The 26322-nt window shown below is 72.5% G+C and carries 22 protein-coding genes, 6 tRNA genes and 2 pseudogenes; 10 read left to right on the top strand and 20 right to left on the bottom strand.

The annotated features are described in order from the left end of the window. Positions 1-28: 28 nt before the first annotated feature. Both J1792_RS11870 and J1792_RS11865 read right to left on the bottom strand, forming a co-directional pair. A complete protein-coding gene (locus J1792_RS11870) occupies positions 29-850 on the bottom strand; it encodes an aminotransferase class IV (protein WP_086574473.1) in 822 nt (273 codons plus the stop codon). Continuing rightward, positions 847-1899: a chorismate-binding protein gene (locus tag J1792_RS11865; protein ID WP_242646048.1), complete on the bottom strand. Its 1053-nt coding sequence runs from the start codon at positions 1897-1899 to the stop codon at positions 847-849. The genes J1792_RS11870 and J1792_RS11865 overlap by 4 nt, the downstream gene beginning before the upstream one ends. Before the next feature lie 188 nt (positions 1900-2087). On the opposite strand from J1792_RS11865, the gene J1792_RS11860 reads away from it, so the two are divergent. The 6 genes from J1792_RS11860 (at position 2088) to J1792_RS11835 (ending at position 2618) form a co-directional block, all read left to right on the top strand. After that, positions 2088-2160: transfer RNA gene (locus J1792_RS11860), tRNA-Gly, on the top strand. 35 nt (positions 2161-2195) lie between these two features. After that, positions 2196-2269: transfer RNA gene (locus J1792_RS11855), tRNA-Cys, on the top strand. A gap of 1 nt (position 2270) precedes the next feature. Next, positions 2271-2345, top strand: a tRNA-Val gene (locus J1792_RS11850). Positions 2346-2364: 19 nt separating this feature from the next. Next, positions 2365-2436: transfer RNA gene (locus tag J1792_RS11845), tRNA-Val, on the top strand. Between the two features lie 13 nt (positions 2437-2449). After that, positions 2450-2524 (top strand) — tRNA-Val (locus J1792_RS11840). 19 nt (positions 2525-2543) lie between these two features. Beyond that, positions 2544-2618 (top strand) — tRNA-Val (locus tag J1792_RS11835). Positions 2619-2818: 200 nt separating this feature from the next. Here J1792_RS11835 and J1792_RS11830 read toward each other — a convergent pair. Continuing rightward, positions 2819-3025, bottom strand: a complete 207-nt coding sequence (locus J1792_RS11830) for a hypothetical protein (protein ID WP_086574469.1) — start codon at positions 3023-3025, stop codon at positions 2819-2821. Positions 3026-3231: 206 nt separating this feature from the next. Beyond that, on the bottom strand, positions 3232-3477 hold the full coding sequence (locus J1792_RS35755) for a DUF8836 family protein (protein ID WP_372446125.1): 246 nt from the start codon (positions 3475-3477) through the stop codon (positions 3232-3234). 266 nt (positions 3478-3743) lie between these two features. Between J1792_RS35755 and J1792_RS11825 the strand changes: the two genes are divergently transcribed. Next, positions 3744-5114: a serine/threonine-protein kinase gene (locus tag J1792_RS11825; RefSeq protein WP_207247206.1), complete on the top strand. Its 1371-nt coding sequence runs from the start codon at positions 3744-3746 to the stop codon at positions 5112-5114. Here the strand turns inward: J1792_RS11825 and J1792_RS11820 are convergent. The 8 genes and pseudogenes from J1792_RS11820 to J1792_RS11790 form a co-directional block, all read right to left on the bottom strand. Then, on the bottom strand, positions 5111-5929 hold the full coding sequence (locus tag J1792_RS11820; RefSeq protein WP_207247205.1) for a TrmH family RNA methyltransferase: 819 nt from the start codon (positions 5927-5929) through the stop codon (positions 5111-5113). The genes J1792_RS11825 and J1792_RS11820 overlap by 4 nt on opposite strands. Positions 5930-6022: 93 nt before the next feature. Then, positions 6023-7255, bottom strand: a complete 1233-nt coding sequence (gene cobA, locus J1792_RS11815; protein ID WP_207247204.1) for a uroporphyrinogen-III C-methyltransferase — start codon at positions 7253-7255, stop codon at positions 6023-6025. A gap of 370 nt (positions 7256-7625) precedes the next feature. Continuing rightward, complete coding sequence (gene cobT / locus J1792_RS11810) at positions 7626-11018, bottom strand: nicotinate-nucleotide--dimethylbenzimidazole phosphoribosyltransferase (protein ID WP_207247203.1); 3393 nt, start codon at positions 11016-11018, stop codon at positions 7626-7628. Positions 11019-11236: 218 nt separating this feature from the next. Further along, positions 11237-12274, bottom strand: a pseudogene (cbiE, locus tag J1792_RS33975) (precorrin-6y C5,15-methyltransferase (decarboxylating) subunit CbiE); the annotation flags it as partial. A gap of 141 nt (positions 12275-12415) precedes the next feature. Then, positions 12416-12898 (bottom strand): annotated as a pseudogene (locus J1792_RS33970) (GNAT family N-acetyltransferase); the annotation flags it as partial. A gap of 167 nt (positions 12899-13065) precedes the next feature. Beyond that, complete coding sequence (locus J1792_RS11800) at positions 13066-13935, bottom strand: MetQ/NlpA family ABC transporter substrate-binding protein (protein ID WP_207247201.1); 870 nt, start codon at positions 13933-13935, stop codon at positions 13066-13068. Between the two features lie 87 nt (positions 13936-14022). After that, positions 14023-14781: a methionine ABC transporter permease gene (locus J1792_RS11795; RefSeq protein WP_086566663.1), complete on the bottom strand. Its 759-nt coding sequence runs from the start codon at positions 14779-14781 to the stop codon at positions 14023-14025. After that, the gene (locus J1792_RS11790; RefSeq protein WP_086566662.1) at positions 14778-15827 is read right to left on the bottom strand and encodes a methionine ABC transporter ATP-binding protein; all 1050 of its coding nucleotides are present in this window, start codon (positions 15825-15827) and stop codon (positions 14778-14780) included. Before J1792_RS11790 ends, J1792_RS11795 begins: the two co-directional genes overlap by 4 nt. A gap of 476 nt (positions 15828-16303) precedes the next feature. Here J1792_RS11790 and J1792_RS11785 point away from each other — a divergent pair, with 476 nt between their 5' ends. Together J1792_RS11785 and J1792_RS11780 are read left to right on the top strand one after the other, a co-directional pair. Next, the gene (locus tag J1792_RS11785) at positions 16304-16663 is read left to right on the top strand and encodes a hypothetical protein (RefSeq protein ID WP_086566660.1); all 360 of its coding nucleotides are present in this window, start codon (positions 16304-16306) and stop codon (positions 16661-16663) included. A gap of 1 nt (position 16664) precedes the next feature. Then, a complete protein-coding gene (locus J1792_RS11780; protein ID WP_207247200.1) occupies positions 16665-17087 on the top strand; it encodes a hypothetical protein in 423 nt (140 codons plus the stop codon). A gap of 158 nt (positions 17088-17245) precedes the next feature. On the opposite strand, the gene J1792_RS11775 is transcribed toward J1792_RS11780, so the two are convergent. The 3 genes from J1792_RS11775 to J1792_RS11765 form a co-directional block, all read right to left on the bottom strand. Beyond that, positions 17246-17746 carry a GNAT family N-acetyltransferase gene (locus J1792_RS11775; protein ID WP_086566657.1) on the bottom strand — a complete coding sequence of 167 codons (501 nt, stop codon included), beginning with the start codon at positions 17744-17746 and terminating at the stop codon, positions 17246-17248. Between the two features lie 48 nt (positions 17747-17794). Continuing rightward, complete coding sequence (locus J1792_RS11770) at positions 17795-18289, bottom strand: sigma-70 RNA polymerase sigma factor region 4 domain-containing protein (protein WP_086566656.1); 495 nt, start codon at positions 18287-18289, stop codon at positions 17795-17797. A gap of 76 nt (positions 18290-18365) precedes the next feature. Further along, positions 18366-19532: a glycerophosphodiester phosphodiesterase gene (locus J1792_RS11765; RefSeq protein ID WP_086566654.1), complete on the bottom strand. Its 1167-nt coding sequence runs from the start codon at positions 19530-19532 to the stop codon at positions 18366-18368. A 212-nt stretch (positions 19533-19744) separates the two neighbouring features. On the opposite strand from J1792_RS11765, the gene J1792_RS11760 reads away from it, so the two are divergent. Further along, positions 19745-20422 carry a lysophospholipid acyltransferase family protein gene (locus J1792_RS11760; RefSeq protein WP_086566653.1) on the top strand — a complete coding sequence of 226 codons (678 nt, stop codon included), beginning with the start codon at positions 19745-19747 and terminating at the stop codon, positions 20420-20422. 14 nt (positions 20423-20436) lie between these two features. Here the strand turns inward: J1792_RS11760 and J1792_RS11755 are convergent, their stop codons facing one another. From J1792_RS11755 to J1792_RS11735, 5 genes are all read right to left on the bottom strand, one after another. Further along, positions 20437-21267 carry an alpha/beta fold hydrolase gene (locus tag J1792_RS11755; protein WP_086566651.1) on the bottom strand — a complete coding sequence of 277 codons (831 nt, stop codon included), beginning with the start codon at positions 21265-21267 and terminating at the stop codon, positions 20437-20439. Between the two features lie 199 nt (positions 21268-21466). Then, positions 21467-23020: an MFS transporter gene (locus J1792_RS11750; RefSeq protein ID WP_307842964.1), complete on the bottom strand. Its 1554-nt coding sequence runs from the start codon at positions 23018-23020 to the stop codon at positions 21467-21469. Further along, positions 23017-23568 carry a TetR/AcrR family transcriptional regulator gene (locus J1792_RS11745; protein WP_086566649.1) on the bottom strand — a complete coding sequence of 184 codons (552 nt, stop codon included), beginning with the start codon at positions 23566-23568 and terminating at the stop codon, positions 23017-23019. Before J1792_RS11745 ends, J1792_RS11750 begins: the two co-directional genes overlap by 4 nt. 63 nt (positions 23569-23631) lie before the next feature. Next, positions 23632-25065 carry an argininosuccinate lyase gene (gene argH / locus J1792_RS11740; protein ID WP_086566648.1) on the bottom strand — a complete coding sequence of 478 codons (1434 nt, stop codon included), beginning with the start codon at positions 25063-25065 and terminating at the stop codon, positions 23632-23634. Then, complete coding sequence (locus J1792_RS11735; RefSeq protein WP_086566646.1) at positions 25062-26255, bottom strand: argininosuccinate synthase; 1194 nt, start codon at positions 26253-26255, stop codon at positions 25062-25064. Before J1792_RS11735 ends, argH begins: the two co-directional genes overlap by 4 nt. Between the last annotated feature and the right edge of the window lie 67 nt (positions 26256-26322).

Below are 26322 nucleotides of genomic sequence, written 5' to 3'. Positions count from 1 at the left end.
CCGGCCTGGCGGCCCCCCGTCACGGGATTTACGGATCGATGTCCGCGGCCGCGCGCTCGCCGAAGACCCGCATCGCCTTGGCGGTCACCGGGCCGGGCGCGCCGGGGAGTTGGCGGCCGTCGAGGGTGTGGACGGCCTGGACGTCGCGGAGGCTGGAGGTCAGGAAGATCTCCTCGGCGCGGTCGAGGGCCTCCAGGGGCAGGTCGCTCTCGTGGGCGCCGGTCCATTCCATGACGAGGGCGCGGGTGATGCCGGGCAGACAGCCGGCGGCGACGGGCGGGGTGTGCAGCTCGCCGTCGAGGACGACGAAGACGTTGGATCCGGTGCCCTCGCAGAGCGCGCCGACGGTGTTGGCGAACAGCGCCTCGGTGGCGCCCTGCTGCCGGGCCCGCTCGAGGGCGACGACGTTCTCGGCGTACGAGGTGGACTTCAGGCCGGCGAGGGCGCCGCGCTCGTTGCGGGTCCAGGGCACGGTGACGGCGGCCGTGGTGTCGGCGCGCCGGGTGGTCTCGCTGAGGGCCACGGCGAGGGTGGGGCCGGCGGTGCCGCGGTCCGAGCCCAGCGGGGAGAGCCCTCCGGTGTAGGTGATCCGCAGCCGGCCGAGCGGCATGGGGTTGGCCTCGAGGACGGCGTCACAGGCGTGGCGCACCTCGTCGAGGTCGGGCTCGGGCAGGCCGAGGCCCTGGGCGCTGCGGGCGAGCCGGGCCAGGTGGCGGGTCATGGCGAAGGGCCGGCCGGCCGTGGTCTTCAGTGTTTCGAAGACGCCGTCGCCGACCGTCAGGCCGTGGTCGAAGACGGAGACATGGGCACTGTCGGCGTCGCGCAGCGCACCGTTGAGCCAGATTCTCACCGGTTCGTCCCTTCCAGCGGCCGGTGTGTTCCCGACGCTATCGCGAGCAGCCGGGACGCCTTGAGCTCGGTCTCGGCCCACTCGCGCTCCGGGTCGGAGCCCCAGGTGATGCCGGCTCCGGTGCCGAAGCGCAGGACCGGTCCGCCGGGTGCCGCGCGGTCGATCCAGAAGGTGCGGATGCCGACGGCCAGCTCGCCGGTGCCCCGGTCGGCGTCCACCCAGCCGATGCCTCCGCAGTAGGGGCCGCGCGGGGCGGGTTCCAGGGAGCCGATGATGTCCAGGGCGCTGGCCTTGGGGGCGCCGGTCACGGAGCCGGGCGGGAAGGTCGCGTCGAACAGCTCGGCCCAGCCGACGTCGTCGGCGAGCTGTCCGCGGACGGTGGAGACGAGGTGGACCAGTCCGGGGTGCGGCTCGACCGCGCAGAGCGCGGGGACGGTCACGGAGCCGGTGGCGCAGACGCGGCCGAGGTCGTTGCGGACCAGGTCCACGATCATCACGTTCTCGGCGTGGTCCTTCTCCAGCAGGTCCTCGGCGGTGCGGCCGGTCCCCTTGATGGGTCCGGACTCCACGGTGCGGCCGGAGCGGCGCAGGTAGAGCTCGGGCGAGGCGGTGGCCACCTCCACCCCGTGCGCGGGCAGGCGAACCGTTCCGGCGTAGGGGGCGGGGTTGCCCCGGGCGAGCAGCGCGGTCAGGGCGTCCACGTCGGCGGCGTCCGGGTCCGGCAGCGGCGCGCTCAGGACGCGGCAGAGATTGGCCTGGTAGACCTCGCCGGCGGCTATGTGCTCGCGTACGCGCCGGACGCCCGCGACGTAGGCGTCGCGGTCCAGGGAGCTGGTCCAGTCCTCGGGCGCCGGGCCCCGCCAGCGGCCGGGCACCGGGGCGGGCGCGGGAGCGGGCCGGACGTCGCCGAAGCGCGCGCACGTCAGGCCGCCCTCGAAGTCGGCGACGACGGCCCACCAGCCGGCGGATTCCAGGGCGGCCGGGTCACTGGTGACATCCCGCAGGTCAGTGGCGATCAGGCCGCCGAAGCGGGCCATCGGGGAGGACATCGGAGGGAGGCTCTGCACGTCATCGAGTCTATGGCGCGGGGTCCGCGACCGGCCCTCGCGTGGGATCAGCGCAGCACGCTGGGCAAACGGAATTTGAGCTGGCGCCGGAATCCGCTAAAGTTCAACACGTCGCCGGGACGCGGAAGCGAAACGGCGGAGCAGCTCCCGGTGATCCGGGGGAGGCACCTGCGGACATAGCTCAGTTGGTAGAGCACCACCTTGCCAAGGTGGATGTCGCGAGTTCGAGTCTCGTTGTCCGCTCGAGTAGGGGGATCTTCCCGAACCCCCGCACTCCTGGTGGAGTGGCCGAGAGGCGAGGCAACGGCCTGCAAAGCCGTCTACACGGGTTCAAATCCCGTCTCCACCTCCAAGGACGATTAGCTCAGCGGGAGAGCGCTTCCCTGACACGGAAGAGGTCACTGGTTCAATCCCAGTATCGTCCACCAGATCCGCATGGATCTTCCCGCGCGATTAGCTCAGCGGGAGAGCGCTTCCCTGACACGGAAGAGGTCACTGGTTCAATCCCAGTATCGCGCACGCAGCACCACCCGGACGATTAGCTCAGCGGGAGAGCGCTTCCCTGACACGGAAGAGGTCACTGGTTCAATCCCAGTATCGTCCACCAGGTCCGCAAGGATCTTCCCGCGCGATTAGCTCAGCGGGAGAGCGCTTCCCTGACACGGAAGAGGTCACTGGTTCAATCCCAGTATCGCGCACCATCACGGCCGGTGGCCGGGGCCCCCAGGGCTCCGGCCACCGGTCTTTTTCGTCCGGTACGTCGCAGTGGTGGGTTGTACGAGAACGCGAGGGGCCGGGCACCTCCCCAGGTGCCCGGCCCCTCGTGCCGTCCGCCGCACCCCCGTCCCCACGGGGTTATGACCGTTCTCGGCCCGGGCCGCTCTCCCGGACCCGGGGCGCGTCAGCGCCCCAGCATTCCGGCCACGGACGACGCTTGTGTGACGACGGCGTCCCAGCCGCCGAAGACGACGGCCAGGAGAGCCGCCAGCGGCAGCACCATGGCCGCCGCGACCAGCGGGTGGCGGGTGGAGGACGGGCGCTGCCCGAAGACGTCCACCGACTGCCGGGTCCTTGCCCGGCCGCCGGGACGTTCCGCGTAGTGCGCCATCGGTCCTCTCCCTTCCGCTTTCCGCCTGTGATGCCCGTTCGTGCATGCCCGCTCGTGCGTTGCCTGGGGGCGGCGGGCACCTGACCTCGGGGGACGAGTGTTCGCGCCCGCCGCTTGCCTTCAACACTAGGCGCGGGGCCGCCGCCCGGCGTCATGCCCTCGTACCGCTTGACGGTTCTCCGCGAGGATGAGGCCGCGCCCCGGGGCTACTCCCGTGGGTGGAGACCCCTCCCCCGCGCCTTGGGGGTCCTCCCCGAGGGGACACCCCTCCCGTCCGCCCACGGCACCGCGCGCGGCACCGCGCGCCGGGTGACTTCGCTCACTTCCACCACGTCCCGGCGGACCGCCGCCTCCACCCTCGGGGCCGCCCGGCCTGCCGTCACGTCATACGTTCGAGTCCTGCCCCCGGCGCCCGAGGTGCTCTCCGCCCGGTCCCCCCTGAAGGCGCCAATCCCCCTTTCGCTGCGGCCCCTTGAGCCGCCGGTCCGGCGCCGGGGGCGGCCTTCCGCCGCCGCGCGCCCGCACTTCGGGCATCCCGCCCGGCACCGACAATCCACCTGCCGACGCATGCGCGGCCTCGCAGCGCGACCGTCCGTCAATCCGTAAGCTGTGCCACGTCAGAGGCCGGGCGGCCAACGGGGCCTGACGGCCCGACCAAAGGGCCGGACGGCCGAAGGGCAGCGATGTGGGGCAGTCCCACCGGAGGTAGGGGACGAACATGACGATGATGCGGCTCCGGCGCGAGGACCCGCGTGTCGTCGGCTCCTTCCGGCTGCACCGCAGACTGGGCGCGGGCGGCATGGGCGTGGTCTACCTGGGCTCCGACCGGCGCGGGCAGCGCGTGGCGCTCAAGGTCATCCGTCCGGACCTCGCCGAGGACCAGGAGTTCCGCTCCCGCTTCGCCCGCGAGGTCTCCGCCGCCCGGCGCATCCGCGGCGGCTGTACGGCGCGGCTGGTGGCCGCCGACCTGGAGGCGGACCGGCCCTGGTTCGCCACGCAGTACGTGCCGGGCCCCTCCCTGCACGACAAGGTGACCGAGGAAGGGCCGCTGTCGGCCGCTCAGACCGCCTCCATCGGGGCCGCGTTGGCGGAAGGACTGCTGGCCGTGCACGACGCCGGCGTCGTCCACCGGGACCTCAAGCCCTCCAACATCCTGCTCTCCCCCAAGGGCCCCCGCATCATCGACTTCGGCATCGCCTGGGCCACCGGGGCGAGCACGCTCACCCACGTGGGCACGGCCGTGGGCTCCCCCGGCTTCCTCGCCCCCGAGCAGGTGCGCGGCGCCGCCGTGACCCCCGCGACCGACGTCTTCGCGCTCGGCGCCACGCTGGCCTACGCCTCGACGGCCGACTCTCCGTTCGGGCAGGGCAGTTCGGAGGTCATGCTCTACCGCGTCGTCCACGAGGAGCCACAGCTCATGGGCGTGCCCGACGCCCTGGCCCCGCTCATTCACGCATGCCTCGCCAAGGACCCCGAGGAGCGGCCCAGCACCCTGCAGCTCTCCCTGCGGCTGAAGGAGATCGCGGCCCGCGAGGCGCACGGGCTGGCCGAGGGCCGGCCGCCGTCCCCGCGCCGCGAGCCCGACCGGCCCTCGGCCCGGCGGGCCGCCGAGTACGAGCGCCAGCGCACCGAGCGGCGGCCCGGCAGCGCCCCCACGCCGCGGCCGCACGCCCCACACGCCCCACAGGTCCCGCAAGGCGCGCCCGCGCCCGGCCCGACAGCCATCGACCGGCGGGGGCCGGTGGCGGCCCAGCGGGGCGTACGCGACCGCAACGCCTCCCGCACCGGTGCTCGTACCGGTGCCCGCACGCGCCCGGGGAGCGGCGGGCGGCGGCCCGGGCCGGACCGCAAGCTGCTGCGGCAGCGGCTCATCGTCTTCGTCGTGGTGACCCTGCTGGTCGCGCTCGGGATCGCGGCCGCCCAGGGGTGCCAGGGGCCTGCCCGGAGTATGGGGGAGGTCTCGGGGGTGCCGGTGGCGCCGCTCGCGCCGGAGGCGCCGCTCGTGCCGGAGGCGCCGCACTTGCCGGGGGCGCCAGTGGGGGTTTCCGGAGCGGCGGTCGGCCCGGGGGCCGGGGCGGTCGGCCGCTAGGCCGTCGGGCGGCCCGTCGTCACCGCGTAGAACGCCACCGCCGCCGCCGCGCCCACGTTGAGGGAGTCGACTCCGTGGGCCATCGGGATCCGGACCCACTCGTCGGCCGCGCGCAGCGCACGGTCGGACAGGCCGTCACCTTCCGCCCCCAGCATCAGCGCCACCCGCTCCAGGCGGTGCGGAGCCGCCTCGTCCATGGACGTCGCCTTCTCGTGCGGGGTGAGGGCGAGCAGGCCGAATCCCGCCTCGCGCACCGCCTCCAGATCGGCCGGCCAGCTGTCCAGGCGGGCGTAGGGCACGGAGAAGACCGCGCCCATCGAGACCTTCACCGAGCGGCGGTAGAGCGGGTCGGCGCAGTCCGGGGACAGCAGGACCGCGTCCATCCCGAGCGCGGCCGCGCTGCGGAAGATCGCGCCGATGTTGGTGTGGTCCACCAGGCCCTCGAGCACCGCGACCCGGCGGGCCGTGCGCAGCAGCTCACCGGCTTCCGGCAGCGGCTTGCGCCGCATGGAGGCGAGAGCTCCGCGGTGGACGTGATAGCCCGTCACCCGCTCCGCCAGGTCCGGGGTCACGGCGTAGACCGGGGCCGTGCTCTCCTCGATGACGTCCCGCATCACCTCGACCCACTTGGCCGTCAGCAGCATCGACCGCATCCCGTAGCCGGCCTGCCCGGCGCGGCGGATCACCTTCTCGCCCTCCGCGATGAACAGCCCCTCCTCGGGCTCGCGGCGGCGGCGCAGTTCGACGTCCGTCAGGCCGGTGTAGTCGTGCAGGCGGGGGTCGTCGGGGTCGTCGATGGTGATGAGGTCGGCCATGGTCTGTTTTTCCTGGTTCGCCTGGTTCGAAATCGGGTGCCGGACCCCGCCTGGGGCGGGGTGGGCTGGGGTGCCGGTGGAGTCCGTGTCGCTTCAGCCTTCGTTCGGCCGGGCCGCGTTCACCACTTCGCCGATCACGATGACCGCCGGCGGGCGTATGCCCTCCGCCGCCGTCCTCTCCCCCACCGTCTCCAGCGTCGCGTCCACACGGCGCTGGGCCGCCGTGGTTCCTTCCTGCACCACCGCCACGGGCGTGGCGGCGGGGCGGCCGTGCCGTATCAGCGTCTCCGCGATCGCCCCGATGTTCTCCACCGACATCAGCAGGACCAGCGTCCCGCGCAGCCGGGCGAGCGCCTCCCAGTCGACGAGCGAACGCGGGTCGTCGGGCGCCACGTGCCCGCTGACCACCGTGAACTCATGTGCCACCCCACGGTGGGTGACGGGGATTCCGGCGGCTGCCGGGACGCTGATCGAGCTGGAGATGCCCGGGACGACGGTGCACGGGATGCCGTGCTCGGCCAGGGCCTGGACCTCCTCCATGCCGCGGCCGAAGACGAAGGGGTCGCCGCCCTTGAGGCGGACCACGGCCTTTCCGGCCTTGGCGTGCTCGATCAGCGCGTTGTTGATGACCTCCTGGGCCATGAACCGGCCGTAGGGGATCTTGGCCGCGTCGATGACCTCGACGTGCGGGGGAAGTTCGTCGAGGAGGTCGCGCGGGCCCAGGCGGTCGGCGACGACCACGTCCGCCTCGGCGAGGAGCCTGCGGCCCCGCACCGTGATCAGGTCGGGGTCGCCGGGGCCGCCGCCCACGAGGGAGACGCCCTTGGCGCGGGCGCGGTGGTGGGGGGCGGCGAGCGAACCGTCGCGCAGGCCCTCGACCACCGCGTCGCGCACGGCGGCGGAGCGGCGGGGGTCCTGGCCGGTCAGTACCGCGACGGTGACGCCCGCGGCGCGGCCGGTGGCCGGGGTCCAGGCCGAGGCGGCGTCGGCGTCGTCGCTGCGTACGGCCCACACGCGGCGGGCCTCGGCCTCGGCGGAGGCCGCCTCGTTCGCGGCGGGGTCGTCGGTGGAGATCAGGGCGTACCAGGCGCCGTCCAGGTCACCGTCGCGGTAGCCGCGGCGCTCCCAGCGCAGTTCGCCCGCCTCGGCCATCGCCTCCACGGAAGGGGTGGCGGAGGGGGAGATCAGCAGGACGTCGGCACCGGCGGCCAGGAGGGCGGGCAGACGGCGCTGGGCCACCTGACCGGCACCCAGGACGACGACCCGGCGCCCGGCGAGGCGCAGTCCGACGGGATAGGCGGCGACGTGTGCGTGCAGCTCGGCCATGGATGCGGGCTCCTCGTGCGAATGCGCTGGTGGGGACACCTTACGTGGGGGCGGGGGCGCTGTGGGGCGGGGCCGGGGCGGAGGGGCCGGGCCCTTACGGGACTGGATTATTTACGGCCCGGAACCCTCTACGGGAAAGAGTTGCCCCGTACTTGGGCCGCAAATAACCCCGACGTCCCTCTCCGGACCCGGCCCCTCCCACCCCGGCCCCTCAGGCCGGACCTTTGACTGCGGGCGGGTGGCCAGTCACCCCGCCGCCCGTTTGTGGGCAGTCGTTCCGCTGGGCTGGGGTACCTCCCAGCGGTAGCTGGGGAGGGTGGGCACAAACCCGACGACCGGGCCCGCACCCACACCCGTACCCCCAAGGGCGTCAGCCCTTCTCCGTGACGCCTGCCGTGTCGAACGTGGCCACCTCGTGCATCGCACGAGCCGCACTCTGCACCACCGGAAGCGCCAGCAGCGCCCCCGTGCCCTCGCCCAGCCGCAGGTCGAGGTCGACCAGCGGGCGCAGGCCCAGCTTGGTCAGCGCCGCGACATGGCCGGGCTCGGCGCTGCGGTGGCCCGCGATGCACGCCGCGAGTGCCTCCGGCGCGATCGCGCGGGCGACCAGCGCCGCGGCTCCGGCGCTGACGCCGTCGAGGATCACCGGTGTGCGCAGCGACGCGCCGCCCAGGATCAGGCCGACGAGCGCCGCGTGCTCCAGGCCGCCGACCGCGGCCAGGACGCCGATCGGGTCCTGGGGGTCCGGCTGGTGCAGCTCCAGCGCGCGGCGGACGACGTCGATCTTCCGGGCGTGCATCTCGTCGTTGATGCCCGTGCCCCGGCCCGTGATCTCGGCCGGGTCGGCGCCCGTGTACACCGAGATCAGGGCCGCCGACACGGTGGTGTTGGCGATGCCCATCTCGCCCGTGAGCAGGGCCTTGTTGCCGGCCGTGACCAGGTCGCGGGCCGTCTCGATGCCCACCTCGACGGCCTGCAGCGCCTCCTCGCGGGTCATCGCGGGGCCGCTGGTGAAGTCGCTCGTACCGGGGCGGATCTTGCGCGGCAGCAGGCCCGGCGTGCTGGGCAGCTCTCCCGCCACGCCGACGTCGACGACGACGACCTCGGCGCCGACCTGGTTGGCGAAGGCGTTGCAGACCGCCCCGCCGCCCAGGAAGTTGGCGACCATCTGGGAGGTGACCTCCTGGGGCCACGCCGTGACGCCCTGGTGGTGCACCCCGTGGTCGCCCGCGAAGATCGCGACGGCGGCGGGCTCCGGGATCGGCGGCGGGCACTTGCGCGACAGGCCGCACAGCTGCGCGGAGATGATCTCCAGCATGCCGAGCGCTCCGGACGGCTTGGTCATCCGCTTCTGGCGCTCCCACGCCTCGCCGAGCGCCTTGGCGTCCAGCGGGCGGATGCCGCGCAGGGTCTCCGCGAGGAGGTCGTGCGGGTCCTCGCCGGGCAGCGCCCTGCGCCCGTACTCCTCCTCGTGCACCACCCACGACAGCGGGCGCCGCTTCGACCAGCCGGCCTGCATCAGCTCGGGCTCGTCCGGGAACTCGTCGACGTAGCCGACGCAGAGGTACGCGACGACCTCCAGGTGCTCCGGCAGGCCGAGCGTACGCACCATCTCGCGCTCGTCGAAGAAGCTGACCCAGCCGACGCCGAGGCCCTCGGCACGCGCGGCCAGCCAGAGGTTCTCCACCGCGAGCGCGGAGGAGTACGGCGCCATCTGGGGCTGGGTGTGCCGGCCCAGGGTGTGGCGTCCGCCCCGGGTGGGATCGGCGGTGACGACGATGTTGACCGGGGTGTCGAGGATGGCCTCGATCTTCAGTTCCTTGAACTGCTTCGCCCGGGCCTTGGGGAGGGACTTGGCGTACGCATCGCGCTGGCGGGTGGCCAGCTCGTGCATCGTCCTGCGGGTCTCCTCGGAGCGGATGACCACGAAGTCCCACGGCTGGGAGTGCCCCACGCTGGGCGCGGTGTGCGCGGCCTCCAGGACGCGCAGCAGCACCTCGTGCGGGATCGGGTCGCGACGGAAGCCGTTGCGGATGTCGCGGCGTTCGCGCATCACGCGGTGGACCGCGGCGCGCTCCGCCTCGTCGTAGCCGACCGCCGGGGGGCCTACGGGCTCCGGTTCGGGTTCGGGATCGGGCGTCGGTTCCGGTGCCGGTGCCGGGGTCAGGTCGGGTGCCGGGATCGGTTCCGGTGCCGGAGTCGGCTCCGGAGTCGGGGTCAGATCCGGTGCCGGGGTCGGGGTCGGTTCCGAAATCGGTTCCGGGGCCGGAGTCAGCACTGGCGTCGGCTCCATTGCGGCCTCGGGCTGCGGCTCGGGGGCCGGGGTGGGTTCCGGTGCGGGCTGCGGCTCGGGGGTCGCGGCCGTTGCCGGCTCCGGGGCGGGCTCCTGTGCGGGCTCGGGCTCCGGGGCCGGTACGGGTTCGGGGGCCGGGGCCTGCTCGGCGGCCAGCGCCTGCTCGGCGCCCTGGGGCTCCTCGGGCGCCGGGGCTCCGGCGCTGCCACGGGCTCCTGGGCCACGGCAGGCTCGGCGGGCGCCCGGGCTCCGCCGCCTGCTCGGCCACGGGTTCCGGCGCGGGCGCCACCGCTTCCGGCGTCTGCTCCACGGGCGCGGGCTGCGGGATCTCGGCCTGCACCGGCTCCGGCGCGGGGCGGCCGGGGCCGGGGCCGGCTCGGGCTCCGGCTGGGCGGGCACGGCGACGGGCTCGGGGGTGACCGGTGCCGGGGCGGCCTGCACCGGCTCGGCGACGGGCTCCGCCGGGATCTGCTCCTGCTCCTGGACCGGTTCCTGAACCGGCTCGGCGGGCTGCTCCTCGGTGGGTACGGCGACCGGAGCCGGGGCCTCTGCCACGACGGGCTCCGCCGGAACCGGCTCGGCCGGCGCTTCCTCGGCGGCGGGCACGGCCTCGGGAGCCTCGGGAGCCTCGGCCACCGGGGCGGCCTCAGGCTCGGGCTCGGCGGCCGGGGCGGGTGCCGGGGCCGGTTCGGCTACGGCCTCCGCCGCCTCCGGCGCGGGCTGCTCCGACGGGACGTCAACCGGCGCCGGCTGCGTCAGGGCCGAGGCGACCTCCTGCGTCGCCCTGGCGATGACCGCCAGCGCGGCGTCCGCGCTCGGCACCGGCGGCACCGGCTGCACGGCCGCGGCCGGCTCGGTGCCCAGGTCGAGGCTCTCCGCCGGCGCGGCGGGAACGGCCGGGGCCGTTGACGGCTCGTCAGCCTGCGGAGTGGTCCCGAGGAGCGTCTCGGGCGCCGGGGCGACGGCGACGGCCTGTGCCTCGGCCGTCTGCGGCGGGACGAAGGAAGGCGCCGTCTCCTCGAGCGGGGCGTCGAGGTACTCGACGCCGCCGACCGGCGGGGCCGGCGGAGGGACCGGGGAGCCGACGGGCTGCTGCTGGGTGGCGGGCCCGCGGTCGGCCAGGGAGCGGACGACGCCGCTGGTGGGGTCCGGCACGGGCGGGCCCATGTGCAGCGGGCGGCGCGGCGGGGTGGCGGCGGGCGCGGTCGCCGGGGGCGGGGTGCGCACGTCGGTGTAGTCGAGGGAGCCCGTGTCGCGGCCGCCCGTCTCGTGCGTACCGGCCTGGGCGGGCGGCTGCTCCATCCAGGCGCCCTGGGCGCCCGGCATCAGCAGCAGGTCGTCCTCGTCCGCGGTGTCCCCCTCGAGGAAGGCGTACGTCGAGTGGGGTCCGCGAGCTCCGGTGTCGGCAGGGGCCGCGGCGCCTGCGTTCTCCGGCTGTCCCTCGTCCGGGAACCGGCCGGTGTCGGTCATGCGTACCCCTCGCCCATCGGTAGTGCTCCTTCCAACCGCTCACGCCCATAGACAAGAACGAGCGTGCATGCCTCGCGGCACGTTGTGTGCCGTCCCGTGTCACCTTGCCCTGTACGCGCCAATCGAGGGGGGCGTTCGGAGCATTGGCGACTGTGGTGTCGGACACCGGGGGGCGGCACAACGATCCGCCAGCCTACCCTCCGCCCTTTAGCGGGGCCTCAGGGGTGCGTGCGACGGCCACTCAGGAGGAAGGCTACGGCGCGCTCGCGCTCGGTCCAGGCGGCTGTGTCCAACTCCACTGCCTGGAGCAACGTGCACTCCACCGTGTAGCCGCCTTCGGCGAGGGCGCGGCCGATGGCCTCGGCGTCGTCGCGGGTGGCGGCGTGGGCGACGATCCGTTCGGGGCGGCGGTCGGCGCAGGCGGCGACGACGGGTGCGCCCCCGCCGCCGACGCGGACGACGTCGGGTTCGGGGAGGTCCTCCAGGACCTGGGGGGCGGCACCCTGGACCACCTGCAGCTGCACGCCGTGGTGGCGGGCCGCGGCCGTGGTGCGGTGGCAGGCTTCGGGGTCGTGGTCGACGGCGATGACGGCCGCGCCGAACCGGGCGGCCTCGACGGCGGCGGCGCCGCTGCCGGAGCCGATGTCCCACACCAGGTCGCCCACGCGCGGTCCGAGTCGTGCCAGTTGGGCGGCGCGCAGTTCGGTGGTCTCGCCCTCGCCGGGGCGGCCGGCGTAGGCGTCGGCGGGCAGCGCCCAGCCGCGTACGGCGGAGGGGTCGCGGCCGGCGATCCAGCCGCCGCCCCGTACGGGTGCCCCGGAGCCGCCGATGACGATGACGACGTTGGGGTCGCGCCAGACGTGGTCGACGGCCCGGTCGGAGGTGAGGACGGTGACTTCCTCGCGGTCGGTGCCCAGTTCCTCGCAGATGACGAAGGTGCGGTGGACGGGTCCGAGGAGGAGGGCGAGCTCGGCGGGACCGGCGCCGGGCGAGGTGAGGACGGCGACCTTGGGGTGGGCGCGGCAGACGTTGACGGCGCGCCGCAGGTCGCGGCTGTGGGCGACGACGATCTGGGCGTCGTCCCAGGGCATGCCGGCCCGGGCGAAGGCGGCGGCGACGGAGGAGACGGCGGGTACGACCTCGACCTCGAGGCCGTGCTCGGGGCCGCGCAGGGTGCGGACGACGCCGAAGAAGCCGGGGTCGCCGTCGGCGAGGACCACGGCGGAGCCGCGGTGCTGGGCGATGCGGCGGGCGGCGTAGTCGGGGTGGTCGTAGCCGCCGGTGGGGGCGTCGCGGTACTCGTCGAGGTCCTCGGGGAGCAGGCTCCAGACGATGAGGTCGGTGCGGATCTCGGTCCAGCCGGCGTCCTCGGTGCGGCTGCGCGCTATCCAGGCGTTGCGCAGGACGCCCTCGCTGACACAGCCGATCTTCTGGGCGACCTGCTGGGCGGCGCTGTTGTCGGCGGCGGTGCGCAGTTCGAGTCGTTCGAACTTCTGGTCGCGGAAGAGCCACTGGGCGGCGGCGAGCACCGCTTCGCAGGCGTAGCCCTCACCACGGGCCCAGGGGGCGGTGACGTAGGAGACCTCGGTGGTCAGGGTCCGCCAGTCGGTGTTGCGCAGGTGGAGGGTGCCGACGAGGCGCTGGGTGAGGAACTCGGTGACCGCAAAGACGATTCCGCGCCCGGAGATGCGTTCCGAGGGGGCCCGCCGCAGGGCCCAGTCGCGGGCGTCGGCGGTGGTGTAGGGGTGCGGGGCGGAGGTCCAGGCGGTGATGAGCTCGTCGTTCATCATCTCGGCGAGCGGGGAGACGTCTCCCGCTTCGAACGGGCGCAGCACCAGCCGGTCCGTACTGATGGAGATGTCCGGAAAGGTGGATGTCATGTGCTGCTCCAACGCCGGTGCGAGATGGCTCGGGGGTGGTACCGGTCTGGCTCGGGTGCACCAGCATGCAGCATCGGCAGGTGGATACGCCAAGTGTCAGGCCCCGCGCACGGGCGGTTCGTGTGCGCGGGGCCTGCGACCGTACGAAGGGCCGAGGTTACAAGGTGTCAGCTCTTGGGGGTGCCGAAGGCGGGGATGACGGCGCCGTTGCTGAACTTCTGCTCGATGAACTTCTTGACCTCGTCGGAGTTGAGGAGCTTGACGAGCTTGGCGATGCGGGGGTCGCCCTCGTTGCCCTTCTTGACGGCGAGGAAGTTGGCGTAGGGGTTGCCTTCCGCCTTCTCCAGGGCCAGGGAGTCCTTGGCGGGGTTGAGCTTGGCGCCGATGGCGAAGTTGCCGTTGATGACGGCGGCGTCCACGTCGGCCAGGCGGGAGGGGATCTGGGCGGCCTCGAGCTCGGTGAACTCGACGCCCTTCTTGTCCTCGACGTCGGAGAGCTTGGCCTCGGCGCCGACGCCCGCCTTGAGCTTGATGACGCCGTTGTCGGCGAGCAGCTTCAGGGCGCGGCCCTCGTTGGTGGCGTCGTTGGGGACGGCGATGGTGGAGCCGGAGCCGAGGTCGCCGACCTTCTTGTCCTTCTTGGAGTACAGGCCCAGCGGCTCGATCTCGACGTTGACGACGGGGACGATGTCCGTCTTGTTCTTCTTGTTGAAGTCGTCGAGGTAGGGCTTGTGCTGGAAGAAGTTCGCGTCGACGTCGCCGTTCTGGGTCGCGGTGTTCGGCAGGACGTAGTCGTTGAACTCCTTGACCTCCAGGTTCAGGCCGGCGTCCTTGGCGAGCTTCTCGCGGACGAAGTTCAGGATGTCGGCGTGCGGGGTGGGGCTGGCGGCGACGACGAGCTTGGCGGCCGGGTCGGCGTCCTTGCCCTTCTTGCCGGAGCCGGAGGAGGTGTCGGAGGGGGCGCTGCAGGCGCTCAGGCCGAGGGTGAGTGCGGCGGCTGCGGCGACGGCGGCGGTGAGCTTGAGGGTGGTACGCACGAAGAGTGCCTCTTTCTTGTTCTCACGAGGTGTTGCCGCCCGGCAAAGGGTCCGGGCTCGTGGGTTCTGGGGGTGCGGCCGTGGGCCTTATGCCGCCTTGGTGGGCTCCGCGGCCTCGGGGGCGGTGCGGGGCTTGGGGACGGCGGCGGACCGGAGCCGGCGCAGGCCCGCGGCGGGGGCCTGGCGTCCGCTGCGGTGGGACAGACGTCGTACGACGAGGTCGCCGGCGAGCTGGACGACGGTGACGATCGCGATGAGCAGCAGGATCGTGACGTTCATCAGGTCGGTCTCGTGGCGCATGTAGCCGTAGGTGATGGCGAGGTTGCCCAGGCCGCCGCCGCCGACCGCGCCGGCCATGGCGGAGTAGCCCAGGAGGGCGATGACCGTGGTGGTCAGGCCGGCGATGAGGGAGGGCAGGGCCTGCGGCAGGAGCACCTTGAAGATCACGGTGAGGGTGCCGCCGCCCATCGACTGGGCCGCCTCGATCAGGCCGTGGTCGACCTCGCGGATCGCGGTCTCCACCAGCCGGGCGAAGAACGGCACGGCGCCGATGACCAGGGCCACGACGGCGGCGCTGGGGCCGATGGAGGTGCCGACGACCAGGCGGCTGAAGGGGATCAGCCACACCAGCAGGATGATGAAGGGCAGCGAGCGGCCGAGGTTGACGACGGCGCCGACGACCTTGTTCACCACGACGTTCTGCAGCAGCGCGCCGCGGTCGGTGAGGACCAGCAGCAGGCCCAGCGGGATTCCGCCGATGATCGCCCAGACGGTGGACCACCACACCATGAAGAGGGTGTCGAGACAGGCGTCGCGCAGCAGCGGCTGCATCTCGGTCCAGGTCACTTGGCACCTTCCTTCAGGAGCGCGTCGGCGGGCGCCGCGGTCTTGGTGTCTGCGACGTCCACCTGCAGGCCCTGCTCGCGCAGGAAGCCGATCGGCACGACGTTCTCCTCGAAGCGGCCGGGCAGCTCGATGCGCATCCGGCCGACCTGCTTGCCGGCGACGGTGTCCATCGCGGCGCCCAGGATCGAGATGTCGATGTTGTACGTGCGGGAGAGCTGCGAGATGACCGGCTGGGTGGCGGCCTCACCGTGGAAGGTGACGTCCACGACGGTGCGGTCGGGGCCGGAGGCCTCGCCGCCGACGGGGAAGAGCTCGGCGGCGAGCTCGGAGCCGGGGGTGGCGAGGATCTCGGAGACGGTGCCGGACTCCACGACCCGGCCGCCCTTCATCAGCGCGGCGGAGTCGCAGATGGTCTTGACGACCTCCATCTCGTGGGTGATGAGGAGGACGGTCAGGCCCAGCTGCTGGTTGAGGTCGCGCAGCAGCTGGAGGATGGAGCGGGTGGTCTCCGGGTCGAGCGCGGAGGTCGACTCGTCGGAGAGCAGCACCTTGGGGTCGCCGGCCAGGGCGCGGGCGATGCCGACGCGCTGCTTCTGGCCGCCGGAGAGCTGGGCGGGGTAGGCCTTGGCCTTGTCGGCGAGGCCGACGAGGTCCAGGAGCTCGAGGGCCTTGCGCTCGCGTTCCTTGCCCGAGACGCCGAGGATCTCCAGCGGCAGCTCGATGTTGCTCTGCACGGTGCGCGAGGAGAGCAGGTTGAAGTGCTGGAAGACCATGCCGATGCGGCTGCGCGCCTTGCGCAGGTCGGCGCCCGCGCGGGAGCCGCGGCCGGCCAGCGCCGTGAGGTCCTGGCCCGCCACGGTGACCGTGCCGGAGCTGGGGCGCTCCAGCAGGTTGACGCAGCGGATGAGGGTCGACTTGCCGGCGCCGCTCTGTCCGACGACGCCGTACACCTCGCCCTCACGGACGTGCAGATCGACGCCGTCGAGGGCGGTGACCTCGCGGCCGCGTGAGCGGTAGACCTTTGTCAGGCCCGTAGTGGTGATCACAGGGGGTTTCCGTCACTGTCGAGTGCGCGGCGGTGAATGCCGGCACGGGCAATTCATTGCGGAACGCGGCATAGGGGTCCCCTCACAATGCGCTGTGGCGCGGTGAAGGGGTTCCTGGTGACGCGGGGCGGGGAGCTGTTCGTTCCGGCCGGGATGGCCGGGACGGGCTCTACGGGGTCTCGCTTCGGGGCGCGAGGCACGGACGGGGGCCCTCAGCAGTCACACATTCGACACATGCGACGAGCAGCACCGGGCGTCGTCATCGCCTCGGTCGCAAGGATGCGGGTGCTCGTCGTGGTCATGCGGGCAAGTAAAACAGAAGCGTGTGCGAATAGGCCAAGCCTGTCCGTATAGCGGACAGGGTGGTTCAGTCCGTGGACGCCCGGGGTCGCGCACGGCCGGCCGGGCGCGGGCCATTAGAGTCGCCCTATGCCTGTCATGCCCCATCCGCACACCCTCACCGACCGGGGGCCGCGGTGATCCACGCGCTGACGCTCGCGGCCGGTCTGGCCGCGCTCGCGCTGGCCGCCTGGTGCGGCTTCGCCTTCTCGCGGGACCAGTCCACCAAGGACTGGCACTTCATCGGCATGGCCGTGGTCTCCCTGCTCGCCGTGGTGCAGCTCGTCATCGGCGTGGTGCGGCTGGCCGGCGGCGACAAGCCCGAGCAGGGCACGGCGATCTTCGTCGCCTATCTGCTGGGCGCGGCGGCCGCGGTGCCGGCGGCGGGCTTCATGTCACTGACCGAGCGCACCCGCTGGGGCTCGGCCACCGTCGCGGCGGGCGCCGTGATCCTCGCCGTGCTCGAGGTGCGGCTCTACGACATCTGGGGAGGCTGACATGGCCGAGTCCACCGACACGCGGCAGCGCTCCGGCTTCGACCTGGGCCAGGGCCCCGGCCGGCTGCTGGTCTGGCTCTACGGGGTGTTCACGGTCGCGGCGGCGTCCCGCTCCATCGTCCAGATGATCCTGGACTTCGGCAGGGCGCCGCTCGCGTACGTGCTCTCGGCCGGCGCGGCCGTGGTGTACGCCTTCATCACGTACTCGCTGGTGCGCGGCGGGGAGTCGGCCCGCCGGGCGGCGCTGGTGTGCTGCGCCGCCGAGCTGGCGGGCGTGATGACGGTGGGGACGTGGACGCTGCTCGAGCCGTCCGCCTTCCCCGACGCCACGGTCTGGTCGGACTACGGCATGGGCTACCTCTTCATCCCGGTCATCCTTCCGGTGACCGCGATGATGTGGCTGCGCCGGGCGCCCCGGGGCTAGGGCGTGTCCGATGGGGCGGTGCGGGCCCCGCGGCGTCTGGCGCGGTGCATCGCAAGGCGGAGCATCTCCCGCGTACTGGGCGTACTCGGGTGATGCGACAACGCGGCGAGGTGCCGTGCCAGGCGTCGTGGGGTCTGTGCTGACCCATCGGACACGCCCTAGGCACTGGCCGCCAGCGCGGTCCGGGCCTCCTTCTCCAGGGTGACCAGCGTGAACGCGCGGGTCACCACCCGGGATCCGGTGCGCTCGTAGCCCCACTTGCGGTAGAGCCGCAGATTGCCCTCGCTGCGCTGGCCGGTGGCCAGCCGGTAGCGCTTGGCGGCCCACTCCCCCGCCAGGCGCTCCTCGAGGGCGGCGAGCAGCCGCCCGCCCAGGCCGTGCCGCTGCATCCTGGGGTGGACGATGAGGCCGGTGATCACGGCCGTGCCCTCGTCGTCGACCGTGCCGCGCACCGAGCCGACGACCTCCTCGCCGAGCCGGGCCACGAGCACGCAGCCGCGGCCCAGTTCGGCGCGCAGGTCGTCGAGGGTCTGGGTGAGGGGCTCGATGGAGTAGTCGCCGTAGAGTGCGGCCTCGCTCTGATAGCAGAGGTACTGGAGCTTGAGGATCTGCTCGGCATCTTCCCCGGCCGCGGCCGAGATGGTCACGCTCATACCCATGTGCGCATGCCTCCCCTGGTGGGTCGCTTACCGCTCCTTTCCCCCGGGTCAAGGAGCCGCAATCTCTGCCAAGAGCATTCTGCGCAGGCATCCCAGGCAACGGGAACGTACCGGTCCCAAAGATCCTTGTGACATACCCAACTTCCCTGCGATTTCCCGGTAGGTCGGGTCGTTCGCGGAAAGCAGGGCGCCCAGCAGGCGGGGGCAGCGGCCGGGCAGCCGGCGGACGGCGGCGCGCAGTTCGCGGCGTGCCTCGGCGTCCAGGACCGTCTGTTCGACTCCGGGCGCGGTGGTGGGCGGCGGCTGCGCGGTCGGGTCGTAGGGCACCTCGCGGCGCGCCCGGCGCCGTGCGGCGCGGGCCTCGGCCCGTACGGTCGCCCGTAACCGCACCGCCGTCACGGCGGTGCGGCCGTCGTCGAGCAGCCGGACCCAGACGCCCTGTTCGAGGTCGGCGGCCTCCACGCCGCCGGCCGCGGCCGCCTCGGCGGCGCACTCCGCCTTCAGCAGCGGGCCCAGCCCGGTCAGAAGATCACTCTGCGTCACGGGAACCGTGACGCGTGCCCGGCCGCCGGCGGTTTCCGCGACGACCGGGCACCACCCGTCCGGGGGACGGCGAGGGTCAGCCCTTGACGAAGTCCGCGCGGGCGAGCGCCCCGGTGTCGGGGTTGTCGGTGAAGATGCCGTCGATGCCGGTGGCGAAGTACGTCCGGAACGCGGCGAAGACGTCGCCGTAGGCGTTCGGGTCCGTGCCCCGGCGGAAGTCGGCCGGCAGGAAGCTGTTCTCGTTGCGCATCGTGTACGGGTGCAGGATCAGCCCGGCGGCGTGCGCGTCGCGCACCAGCGTGGTGGGCTTGGTGAGCCTGTCGTCCTTGTCGCGCGGGATGACGAGGTTCAGCCACGGGCCGATGCCCTGGGCGAAGCCCGAGACCCACTTCAGGCCCTTGGGCGTGATGAGGTCGGCGACCGTACGCGGGTCCTTGGCCTCGGTGAAGTCCCAGGGGCGGGTCGGCAGGTCGTCCAGCAGCAGGACCTTGGGGCAGTCGATGCCCAGCTTGCCCAGCCGCTGGAGGCTGCTGGGCTCGAAGGACTGCAGGAAGGTGTGACCGTCGCGGCCGGCGCGGCCGTAGCGGCGCAGCAGCTTGGCCAGGCGCTCCTCCAGGCCCAGGCCGGCCTTGCGGAAGTACGTGGGGTGCTTGGTCTCGACGTGCAGCCATATCCGGCGCCCGCGCTTGCGGCCCTGCTCCTCGGCCCACTTGAGGACCTCTTCGAAGGTGGGCACCTGCCAGCGGCCGTCGTAGAGGGTGTTGTGCTGGCGGGTGCCGGGGATGCGCTCCTTGGCGCGCAGCGTCTTCAGCTCGGCGAGGGTGAAGTCCTCGGTGAACCAGCCGGTGTGGGCCTCGCCGTCGACGGTCTTGGTGGTCTTGCGGGAGGCGAACTCCGGGCGGGAGGCGACGTCGGTGGTGCCGGTGATGTCGTTCTCGTGGCGGCAGACCAGGTGGCCGTCCTTGGTGGGGACGAGGTCCTGCTCGATGACGTCCGCGCCGTTGTCCAGGGCGAACTGGTAGGAGCCGAGGGTGTGCTCGGGCCGGGAGCCGCTGCAGCCGCGGTGTCCGATGACGGTGGGCACCGGCAGGTCCTGGTACGAACCGCCGTGGCCGCCCCGCCGCGCCGAGGGCTCGGCCGCCGCCGCCGGGGTGATGCCGCCGCCGAGGACGACCGCTCCCGCGCCGAGCGCCGCCGCCGCTCCCAGCACCGTACGCCTGCCGGGCCGCTGCTCCTGCTGCATGAACTCTCCTCGTTCCGTGGTGGTGCACTGCCGGGTGATCGTATGCACGTACGACTTCCCTGTTGAAGAAACGGAAACGGAACGGAGTGAAAAGTCACGTCAACACTCTGTTTCGAGTCGGTCAACCCCGCGTGCACAGGGGTGGTACCCACGAGTATCGTCAGCGACCGCGCTCTGTGCGCCAGTCCGATACACCACGACCGGAGGGTCCGTTGTCCCGCATCTTGCTCAAGGCGTTTCTCGGGTTGCTCATGCGCGTCCTGTACCGCCCGAAGGTGGAGGGGGCCGAGCACATCGCGGACAGCGGGCCGGTGATCCTCGCCGGCAACCACACCACGTTCATCGACTCGCTCTTCCTCGCCCTGATCGTCAAGCGCCAGGTCTTCTTCATCGGCAAGGACGAGTACGTCACCGGCAAGGGCGTCAAGGGCCGGCTGATGGCGTGGTTCTTCAGCTCCTCGGGCATGGTCCCGGTCGACCGCGACGGCGGCAACGGCGGTGTGGCCGCGCTGATGACGGGCCGCCGGATCCTGGAGGAGGGCAACATCTTCGGTATCTACCCGGAGGGCACCCGCTCCCCCGACGGCCGCCTCTACCGCGGCCGGACCGGCATCGCCCGCCTGACGCTGATGACGGGCGCGCCGGTGGTGCCGTTCGCCATGATCGGCACCGAGAAGGTCCAGCCGAGCGGCAAGGGCCTGCCCCGCATCGCGCCGGTGACGGTGCGCTTCGGCGCGCCGCTGGACTTCTCCCGCTACGAGGGCATGGACCGCGACCGCTATGTGCTGCGCGCCGTCACCGACGAGGTGATGAGCGAGGTGATGGAGCTGTCGGGCCAGGAGTACGTCGACATGTACGCCACCAAGGCCCGCGAGGCCAAGGCCGCCTGACGGCGGCCGGGTGGCTACGCCCCGCCGAGGCAGCGGGGCTGGAAGCCCGCGTCGGCCGGGCCCTTGCGGCCCAGCGCGTTGAGCACCCACTGGGCGACGACCGGGTCCTTGGTGGCCTGGTCGTGCATGTAGAGGTCGAGCGGGCACTTGTCCTGCAGCACGAGGTTGGTGAGGTGCTCGGCCGGACCGGTCAGCAGGGCGCTGGTGTAGGGGATGACGACCTCGTCGTAGCGGGTCGTGATGACCGTGTAGTCCGGGCCGGCCGGGGTCTCGTCGCCCTCGTTGAGCTTCTTGAGCAGGTCGGAGCCGACCTGCTGGTCCACGCAGGACGGACAGAAGGTCCAGCCCGCGGGGATGGCGAGCGGGTTCTTCGTGCCGTGGTTGGAGGGGACGATGCCCACGAGGTCGTCGACCTTGGCGGCGCCGCCGAGGAACTTCACGTAGTAGCGCGGCATCATGCCGCCCTGGCTGTGGCCGACGATGTCGACCTTCTCCGCGCCCGTGGCGCCGCGCACGGCCTCCACGAAGTCCGAGAGCTCGGCGGCGGCCTGCGGTATGGGGTCGGTCTCCAGGTGCCCGTAGTTGAAGGCGAAGACGCAGTAGCCGGCGTTCTTCAGGGCCGGGGAGAGCTTGGCCCAGTTCTCGGCCATGAGCTTGAACGTGCCGTTGACCAGCACGACCGGCTGCGGGTGCGCCGAGTCCGGCTTGCAGGACCAGTCGTTGGCGCCCTTGGGCGGGATGTCCAGCGGCGAGGCGGACGCCGGGGTGGCGGTGAGCCCCATGAGGCTCAGTGCGGCGGTGGCCGCGGCGGCGACCAGGAACCGTGCGGTGGTACGCAGACGCATGTGGGGGATTCCTTTGAACACGGCGTCCCACTGCGGACGCCCTCGTCCGAACCACGTTCGACAATGTCGACCGGTGGACGTGATGTTCTCCGGCGCATAAGGATGCCGTCAAGAGAGTTACCGGCCGGTAAACATCACAGGGGCCGGGGCTTGTCAGCCCCGGCCCCTGTGATGTTTGCTCATCCGAGCTGTATCCGGCTCAGCCGCCGTACCCTTCCTCCAGCCGCTGTCCGCGCAGCAGGAACCAGGCCGCGACGGCCGTGATCAGCAGCACCACGGCACCCACCCCGGAGGCGATCCGCAGCCCGTCCACGAAGGCCTCCTGCGCCGAGGACAGCAGCGCCTGGCCCGTGTCGGCGGGCAGCGTCGACGCCGACTCGACCGCGCCGCCCAGCGACTCGCGGGCCTCGCCCGCCTGCGCGGCCGGCACCCCCGGGGGCACGGTGAAGTCACGGTAGACGCCGGTGACGATCGAGCCGAGCAGGGCGATGCCGAGCGCGGCACCGAGCTCGTACGCCGTCTCCGAGACGGCCGAGGCCGCGCCCGCGTGCTCCTTGGGAACGCTGGAGAGGATCACGTCGGCGGTGACGGTGAACGAGAGGCCGGCGCCCACGCCGACGATCAGCAGCACCGCGCCGAGCACCGGATAGTCGGTGTCGGGGGACAGCCACATCAGCGCCGCCAGCGCCACCCCGATCGCCGCGAGGCCGGCCGTGACCGCCGACCGTACCGAGAAGCGCCGGGCCGCCTGGCCGGCGAGCAGGCCCGCCGTCACCGCGCCGACGGCCGCGGGCAGCTCCGCGAGCCCCGCCTCCAGCGGGCTGCGGTCCTGCACCAGCTGCAGGAACTGCGAGAGGAAGAAGACCATCCCGGACAGCCCCAGCACGGTCAGCAGGTCGGCCAGCACGGCGCCGGAGAAGCCCCCGTGGTGGAAGAGCCTCATGTCCAGCAGCGGCGAGGGGAGCGTGAGCTGGCGGCGTACGAACCACACCAGCGCCAGCACGCCGGTCACGCCCACGAGGGCCATGGGCCAGGTCGGCCCGTGGGTCGCCACCTCCTTGATCGCGTAGACGACCGTCACTATGCCGACCATCGACAGCACCACGCTGAGCAGGTCCCAGGGCCCCGGCGAGGGATCGCGGGACTCGGGCAGCAGCTTGATGCCGACCAGCACCAGCACCGCCATGACCGGCAGGTTGATCAGGAAGACCGAGCCCCACCAGAAGTTCTCCAGCAGGAAGCCGCCCACGACCGGGCCCACGGCCGCGCCGGCCGACGCCATGGCACCCCAGATGCCGATGGCCAGGCTGCGTTCCCGGGGGTCGTGGAAGATGTTGCGGATCAGGGCGAGGGTGGAGGGCATCAGCGTCGCGCCCGCCACGCCCAGCAGCGCGCGGGCCGCGATCATCATCTCGGGGCTGGAGGCGTAGGCGTTGAGCGCCGACACCGCGCCGAACGCCACCGCGCCGCACAGCAGCAGCTTCTTGCGGCCGATGCGGTCGCCGAGGCTGCCCATGGAGACGAGAAGTCCGGCGATGACGAAGGAGTAGACGTCGCCGATCCACAGCAGCTGGGTGCCCGTCGGGCGCAGGTCCTCGCTGAGGAAGGGCGTGGCGAGGCCGAGGACGGTGGCGTCGACGGCGACGAGCAGCACGGCCAGGGCGAGGACGGCCAGGGCGAGCCAGCGGCCCGGCCGCGGCGCTTCCACCGACGCGGGCGCACCGGGCGCCGGATCGGCGGTCTTGGCGCTCACCGCTCGGCCCTCCGCTGCGCCCCGCCGAGCAACAGCTCGGAGACCATGCGGGTGAGGTCCTTGGCGGCCACCCGCCCATCCTGCACGGCCCACGCCCCGGAGGCGATCAGCCCGTACAGCGCGTCGGTGAGCCAGGCGGGTGAGAGGTCGACCCGGAAGGCACCCTCCTCCTGGCCGCGCAGGAAGAGCGCGTGGACGCGGGCGTCGAGACGGTTCCAGCCGTCGTTGACCTCGCCCTCGAAGAGCTGGTTCTCGGAGTACAGGAAGGACATCAGGCCGGCGGCCGGCTCGGCCTTCACGATCAGCCGGCGCACGGCCTGCGCCGCGTCGCCCTCGTCCAGCCGGGCCTCGTCCAGGGCCCGCTCGAACTGCTCGATGCCGAGCTTCTCCAGGGCCCGTACGAGCGCGTCGCGGCCGGCGAAGTGGCGGTGGAGGGTGGCGCGGCTGATGCCGGCGGCCTTGGCGATCTCGTCCATGGAGGCGGTCGCCTTACGGGTGAGCAGGGCTGCGGCTGCTCTCAGTACATGCTCGCGGCGATCAAGGCTCATGAGACGACCATAACCCGAATGAGACACGAATGTCTCATTCGGGTGGTGGCCGTCTCAAAATGATCAGCCGTGTCGCGTCGCGTCCGCCCATCCCCGCTGGACGGCCAGGTCCGCCTTGACCTCCTGCAACTGCACCGCGACCGCCGAGGGGGCCGTGCCGCCGCGCCCGCTGCGCGAGGCCAGCGCGCCCGGCACGCTGAGCACCGAGCGGACCTCGGGGGTCAGGTGCGGGGAGATGGCGGCGAACTGCTCGTCGCTCAGCCCGTCCAGCTCGATGCCCCGCGCCTCGCACTCCTTGACGCACTCCCCCGCGACCTCGTGCGCCACGCGGAACGGCACGCCCTGCTTGACCAGCCATTCGGCGATGTCGGTGGCCAGCGAGAAACCGGCCGGGGCCAGCTCCTCCATCCGGGCGCGGTGGACCGTGAGGGTCGCCATCATCCCGGTGAAGGCGGGAAGCAGGACCTCCAGCTGGTCGCAGGAGTCGAAGACCGGCTCCTTGTCCTCCTGCAGGTCGCGGTTGTACGCCAGCGGCAGGGCCTTGAGCGTGGCGAGCAGCCCGGTGAGGTTGCCGATCAGCCGCCCGGACTTGCCGCGCGCCAGCTCGGCGATGTCCGGGTTCTTCTTCTGCGGCATGATCGAGGAGCCGGTGGAGAAGGCGTCGTGGAGGGTCACGAAGGAGAACTCCTTCGTGTTCCAGATGATGACCTCCTCGGCGATCCGCGACAGGTCGATGCCGATCATGGCCGTGATGAACGCGAATTCGGCGACGAAGTCGCGCGAGGCCGTGCCGTCGATGGAGTTCCCCGCCGAGCCCCGCTCGAAGCCGAGGTCGGCGGCGACCGCCTCCGGGTCCAGGCCGAGGCTGCTGCCCGCCAGCGCCCCCGACCCGTAGGGCGAGACCGCCGTGCGCTCGTCCCACTGCCGCAGCCGCTCCGCGTCCCGGGAGAGTGCCTGGACGTGGGCGAGCACATGATGGGCGAAGAGCACCGGCTGGGCGTGCTGCAGATGCGTACGCCCCGGCATGGCGACGTCCGGGTGCGCCTCGGCGAGGCCGACGAGCGCGTCCTGAAGGTCGGCGATCAGGCCGCCGATGATCCGCGCGTGGTCGCGCAGGTACATCCGGAAGAGCGTGGCGACCTGGTCGTTGCGGGACCGGCCGGCGCGCAGCTTGCCGCCGAGGTCGGCGCCGAGCCGCTCCAGCAGGCCGCGCTCGAGGGCGGTGTGCACGTCCTCGTCGGCGATGGTGCCCATGAACGTACCGGCGGCGACGTCGGCCTCGAGCAGCCCGAGGCCCTCGATCATGCGCTTCAGCTCGTCGTCGGTGAGCAGCCCGGCCTTGTGCAGGACCCGGGCGTGGGCCCGGGAGCCGGCGATGTCGTACGGGGCGAGCCGCCAGTCGAAGTGGACGGACGCGGACAGCTTGGCGAGGGCCTCGGCCGGTCCGTCCGCGAACCGGCCGCCCCACAGGCGTACGTCCTGCTGCTCGTCGCTCACACCAGGTCCCGCTTGGCCGCGATCTTGGCGGAGAGGCCGAAGATCTCGATGAAGCCCTTCGACATGGACTGGTCGAACGTGTCGCCCGTGTCGTAGGTGGCGAGGTTGAAGTCGTAGAGGGACTGGGCGGACTTGCGGCCCGTCACCACGGCCCGGCCGCCGTGCAGGGTCATCCGGATGTCGCCGGTGACGTGCTCGTTGGCCTCGTCGATGAAGCCGTCCAGGGCCCGCTTGAGCGGGGAGAACCACATGCCGTCGTAGACCAGCTCGCTCCACCGCTGCTCGACCTGCCGCTTGTAGCGGGCCAGCTCGCGCTCGACGGTGACGCTCTCCAGCTCCTGGTGGGCGGTGATCAGCGCGATCGCGCCGGGCGCCTCGTAGATCTCCCGGGACTTGATGCCGACCAGCCGGTCCTCGACCATGTCGATCCGGCCGATGCCCTGGGCGCCGGCCCGCTCGTTGAGCTGCTGGATGGCCTGCAGCACGCTGACGGGCTTGCCGTCGAGGGCCACGGGCACGCCCCGCTCGAAGGAGATGACGACCTCGTCGGCCTCCCGGGGGGTGGCCGGGTTGGCGGTGTAGTCGTAGACGTCCTCGATGGGGGCGTTCCAGATGTCCTCGAGGAAGCCGGTCTCGACGGCCCGCCCGAAGACGTTCTGGTCGATGGAGTACGGCGACTTCTTGGTCGTCGCGATCGGCAGGCCCTTGGCCTCGCAGAAGGCGATGGCCTTGTCCCGGGTCATGGCGTAGTCCCGGACCGGGGCGATGCACTTCAGCTCGGGGGCGAGCGAGGAGATGCCGGCCTCGAACCGGACCTGGTCGTTGCCCTTGCCGGTGCAGCCGTGGGCGACGGTCGTCGCGCCGTGCTTCTGGGCGGCGGCCACCAGGTGCTTGACGATCGTGGGCCGCGAGAGGGCGGAGACCAGGGGGTACCGGTCCATGTAGAGGGCGTTGGCCTTGATCGCCGGGAGGCAGTACTCCTCGGCGAACTCGTCCCTGGCGTCGGCGACCTCCGCCTCCACCGCACCGCAGGCGAGCGCGCGCTTGCGGATGACGTCCAGGTCCTCGCCGCCCTGGCCGACATCCACGGCGACGGCGATGACCTCGGCGCCCGTCTCCTCGGCGATCCAGCCGATGGCGACGGAGGTGTCAAGGCCGCCGGAGTAGGCGAGTACGACGCGCTCGGTCACGGGTTTCTCCTTACGGTGCAGTGCGCTGTTCCATGCGCTGTTAGGCATAACTATGCACTGCGCCGTA

The organism is Streptomyces triculaminicus (assembly GCF_017349075.1).
In the GTDB taxonomy this organism is placed as follows: Bacteria; Actinomycetota; Actinomycetes; order Streptomycetales; family Streptomycetaceae; genus Streptomyces; species Streptomyces triculaminicus.
This window is presented reverse-complemented; position numbering and strand designations above follow the sequence as displayed.

Excerpts from the sequence above, each read along its gene's own strand:
- J1792_RS11775 (WP_086566657.1), bottom strand. The coding sequence starts at position 17,746 with ATGGGTATGAGCGTGACCATCTCGGCCGCGGCCGGGGAAGATGCCGAG.
- J1792_RS11755 (WP_086566651.1), bottom strand. The coding sequence starts at position 21,267 with ATGCGTCTGCGTACCACCGCACGGTTCCTGGTCGCCGCCGCGGCCACC.
- J1792_RS11865 (WP_242646048.1), bottom strand. The coding sequence starts at position 1,899 with ATGTCCTCCCCGATGGCCCGCTTCGGCGGCCTGATCGCCACTGACCTG.
- J1792_RS11745 (WP_086566649.1), bottom strand. The coding sequence starts at position 23,568 with ATGAGCCTTGATCGCCGCGAGCATGTACTGAGAGCAGCCGCAGCCCTG.
- cobA (WP_207247204.1), bottom strand. The coding sequence starts at position 7,255 with ATGGCCGAGCTGCACGCACACGTCGCCGCCTATCCCGTCGGACTGCGC.
- J1792_RS11780 (WP_207247200.1), top strand. The coding sequence starts at position 16,665 with ATGGCCGAGTCCACCGACACGCGGCAGCGCTCCGGCTTCGACCTGGGC.
- cobT (WP_207247203.1), bottom strand. The coding sequence starts at position 11,018 with ATGACCGACACCGGCCGGTTCCCGGACGAGGGACAGCCGGAGAACGCA.
- J1792_RS11830 (WP_086574469.1), bottom strand. The coding sequence starts at position 3,025 with ATGGCGCACTACGCGGAACGTCCCGGCGGCCGGGCAAGGACCCGGCAG.
- J1792_RS11765 (WP_086566654.1), bottom strand. The coding sequence starts at position 19,532 with ATGCAGCAGGAGCAGCGGCCCGGCAGGCGTACGGTGCTGGGAGCGGCG.
- J1792_RS11825 (WP_207247206.1), top strand. The coding sequence starts at position 3,744 with ATGACGATGATGCGGCTCCGGCGCGAGGACCCGCGTGTCGTCGGCTCC.
- J1792_RS11820 (WP_207247205.1), bottom strand. The coding sequence starts at position 5,929 with ATGGCCGACCTCATCACCATCGACGACCCCGACGACCCCCGCCTGCAC.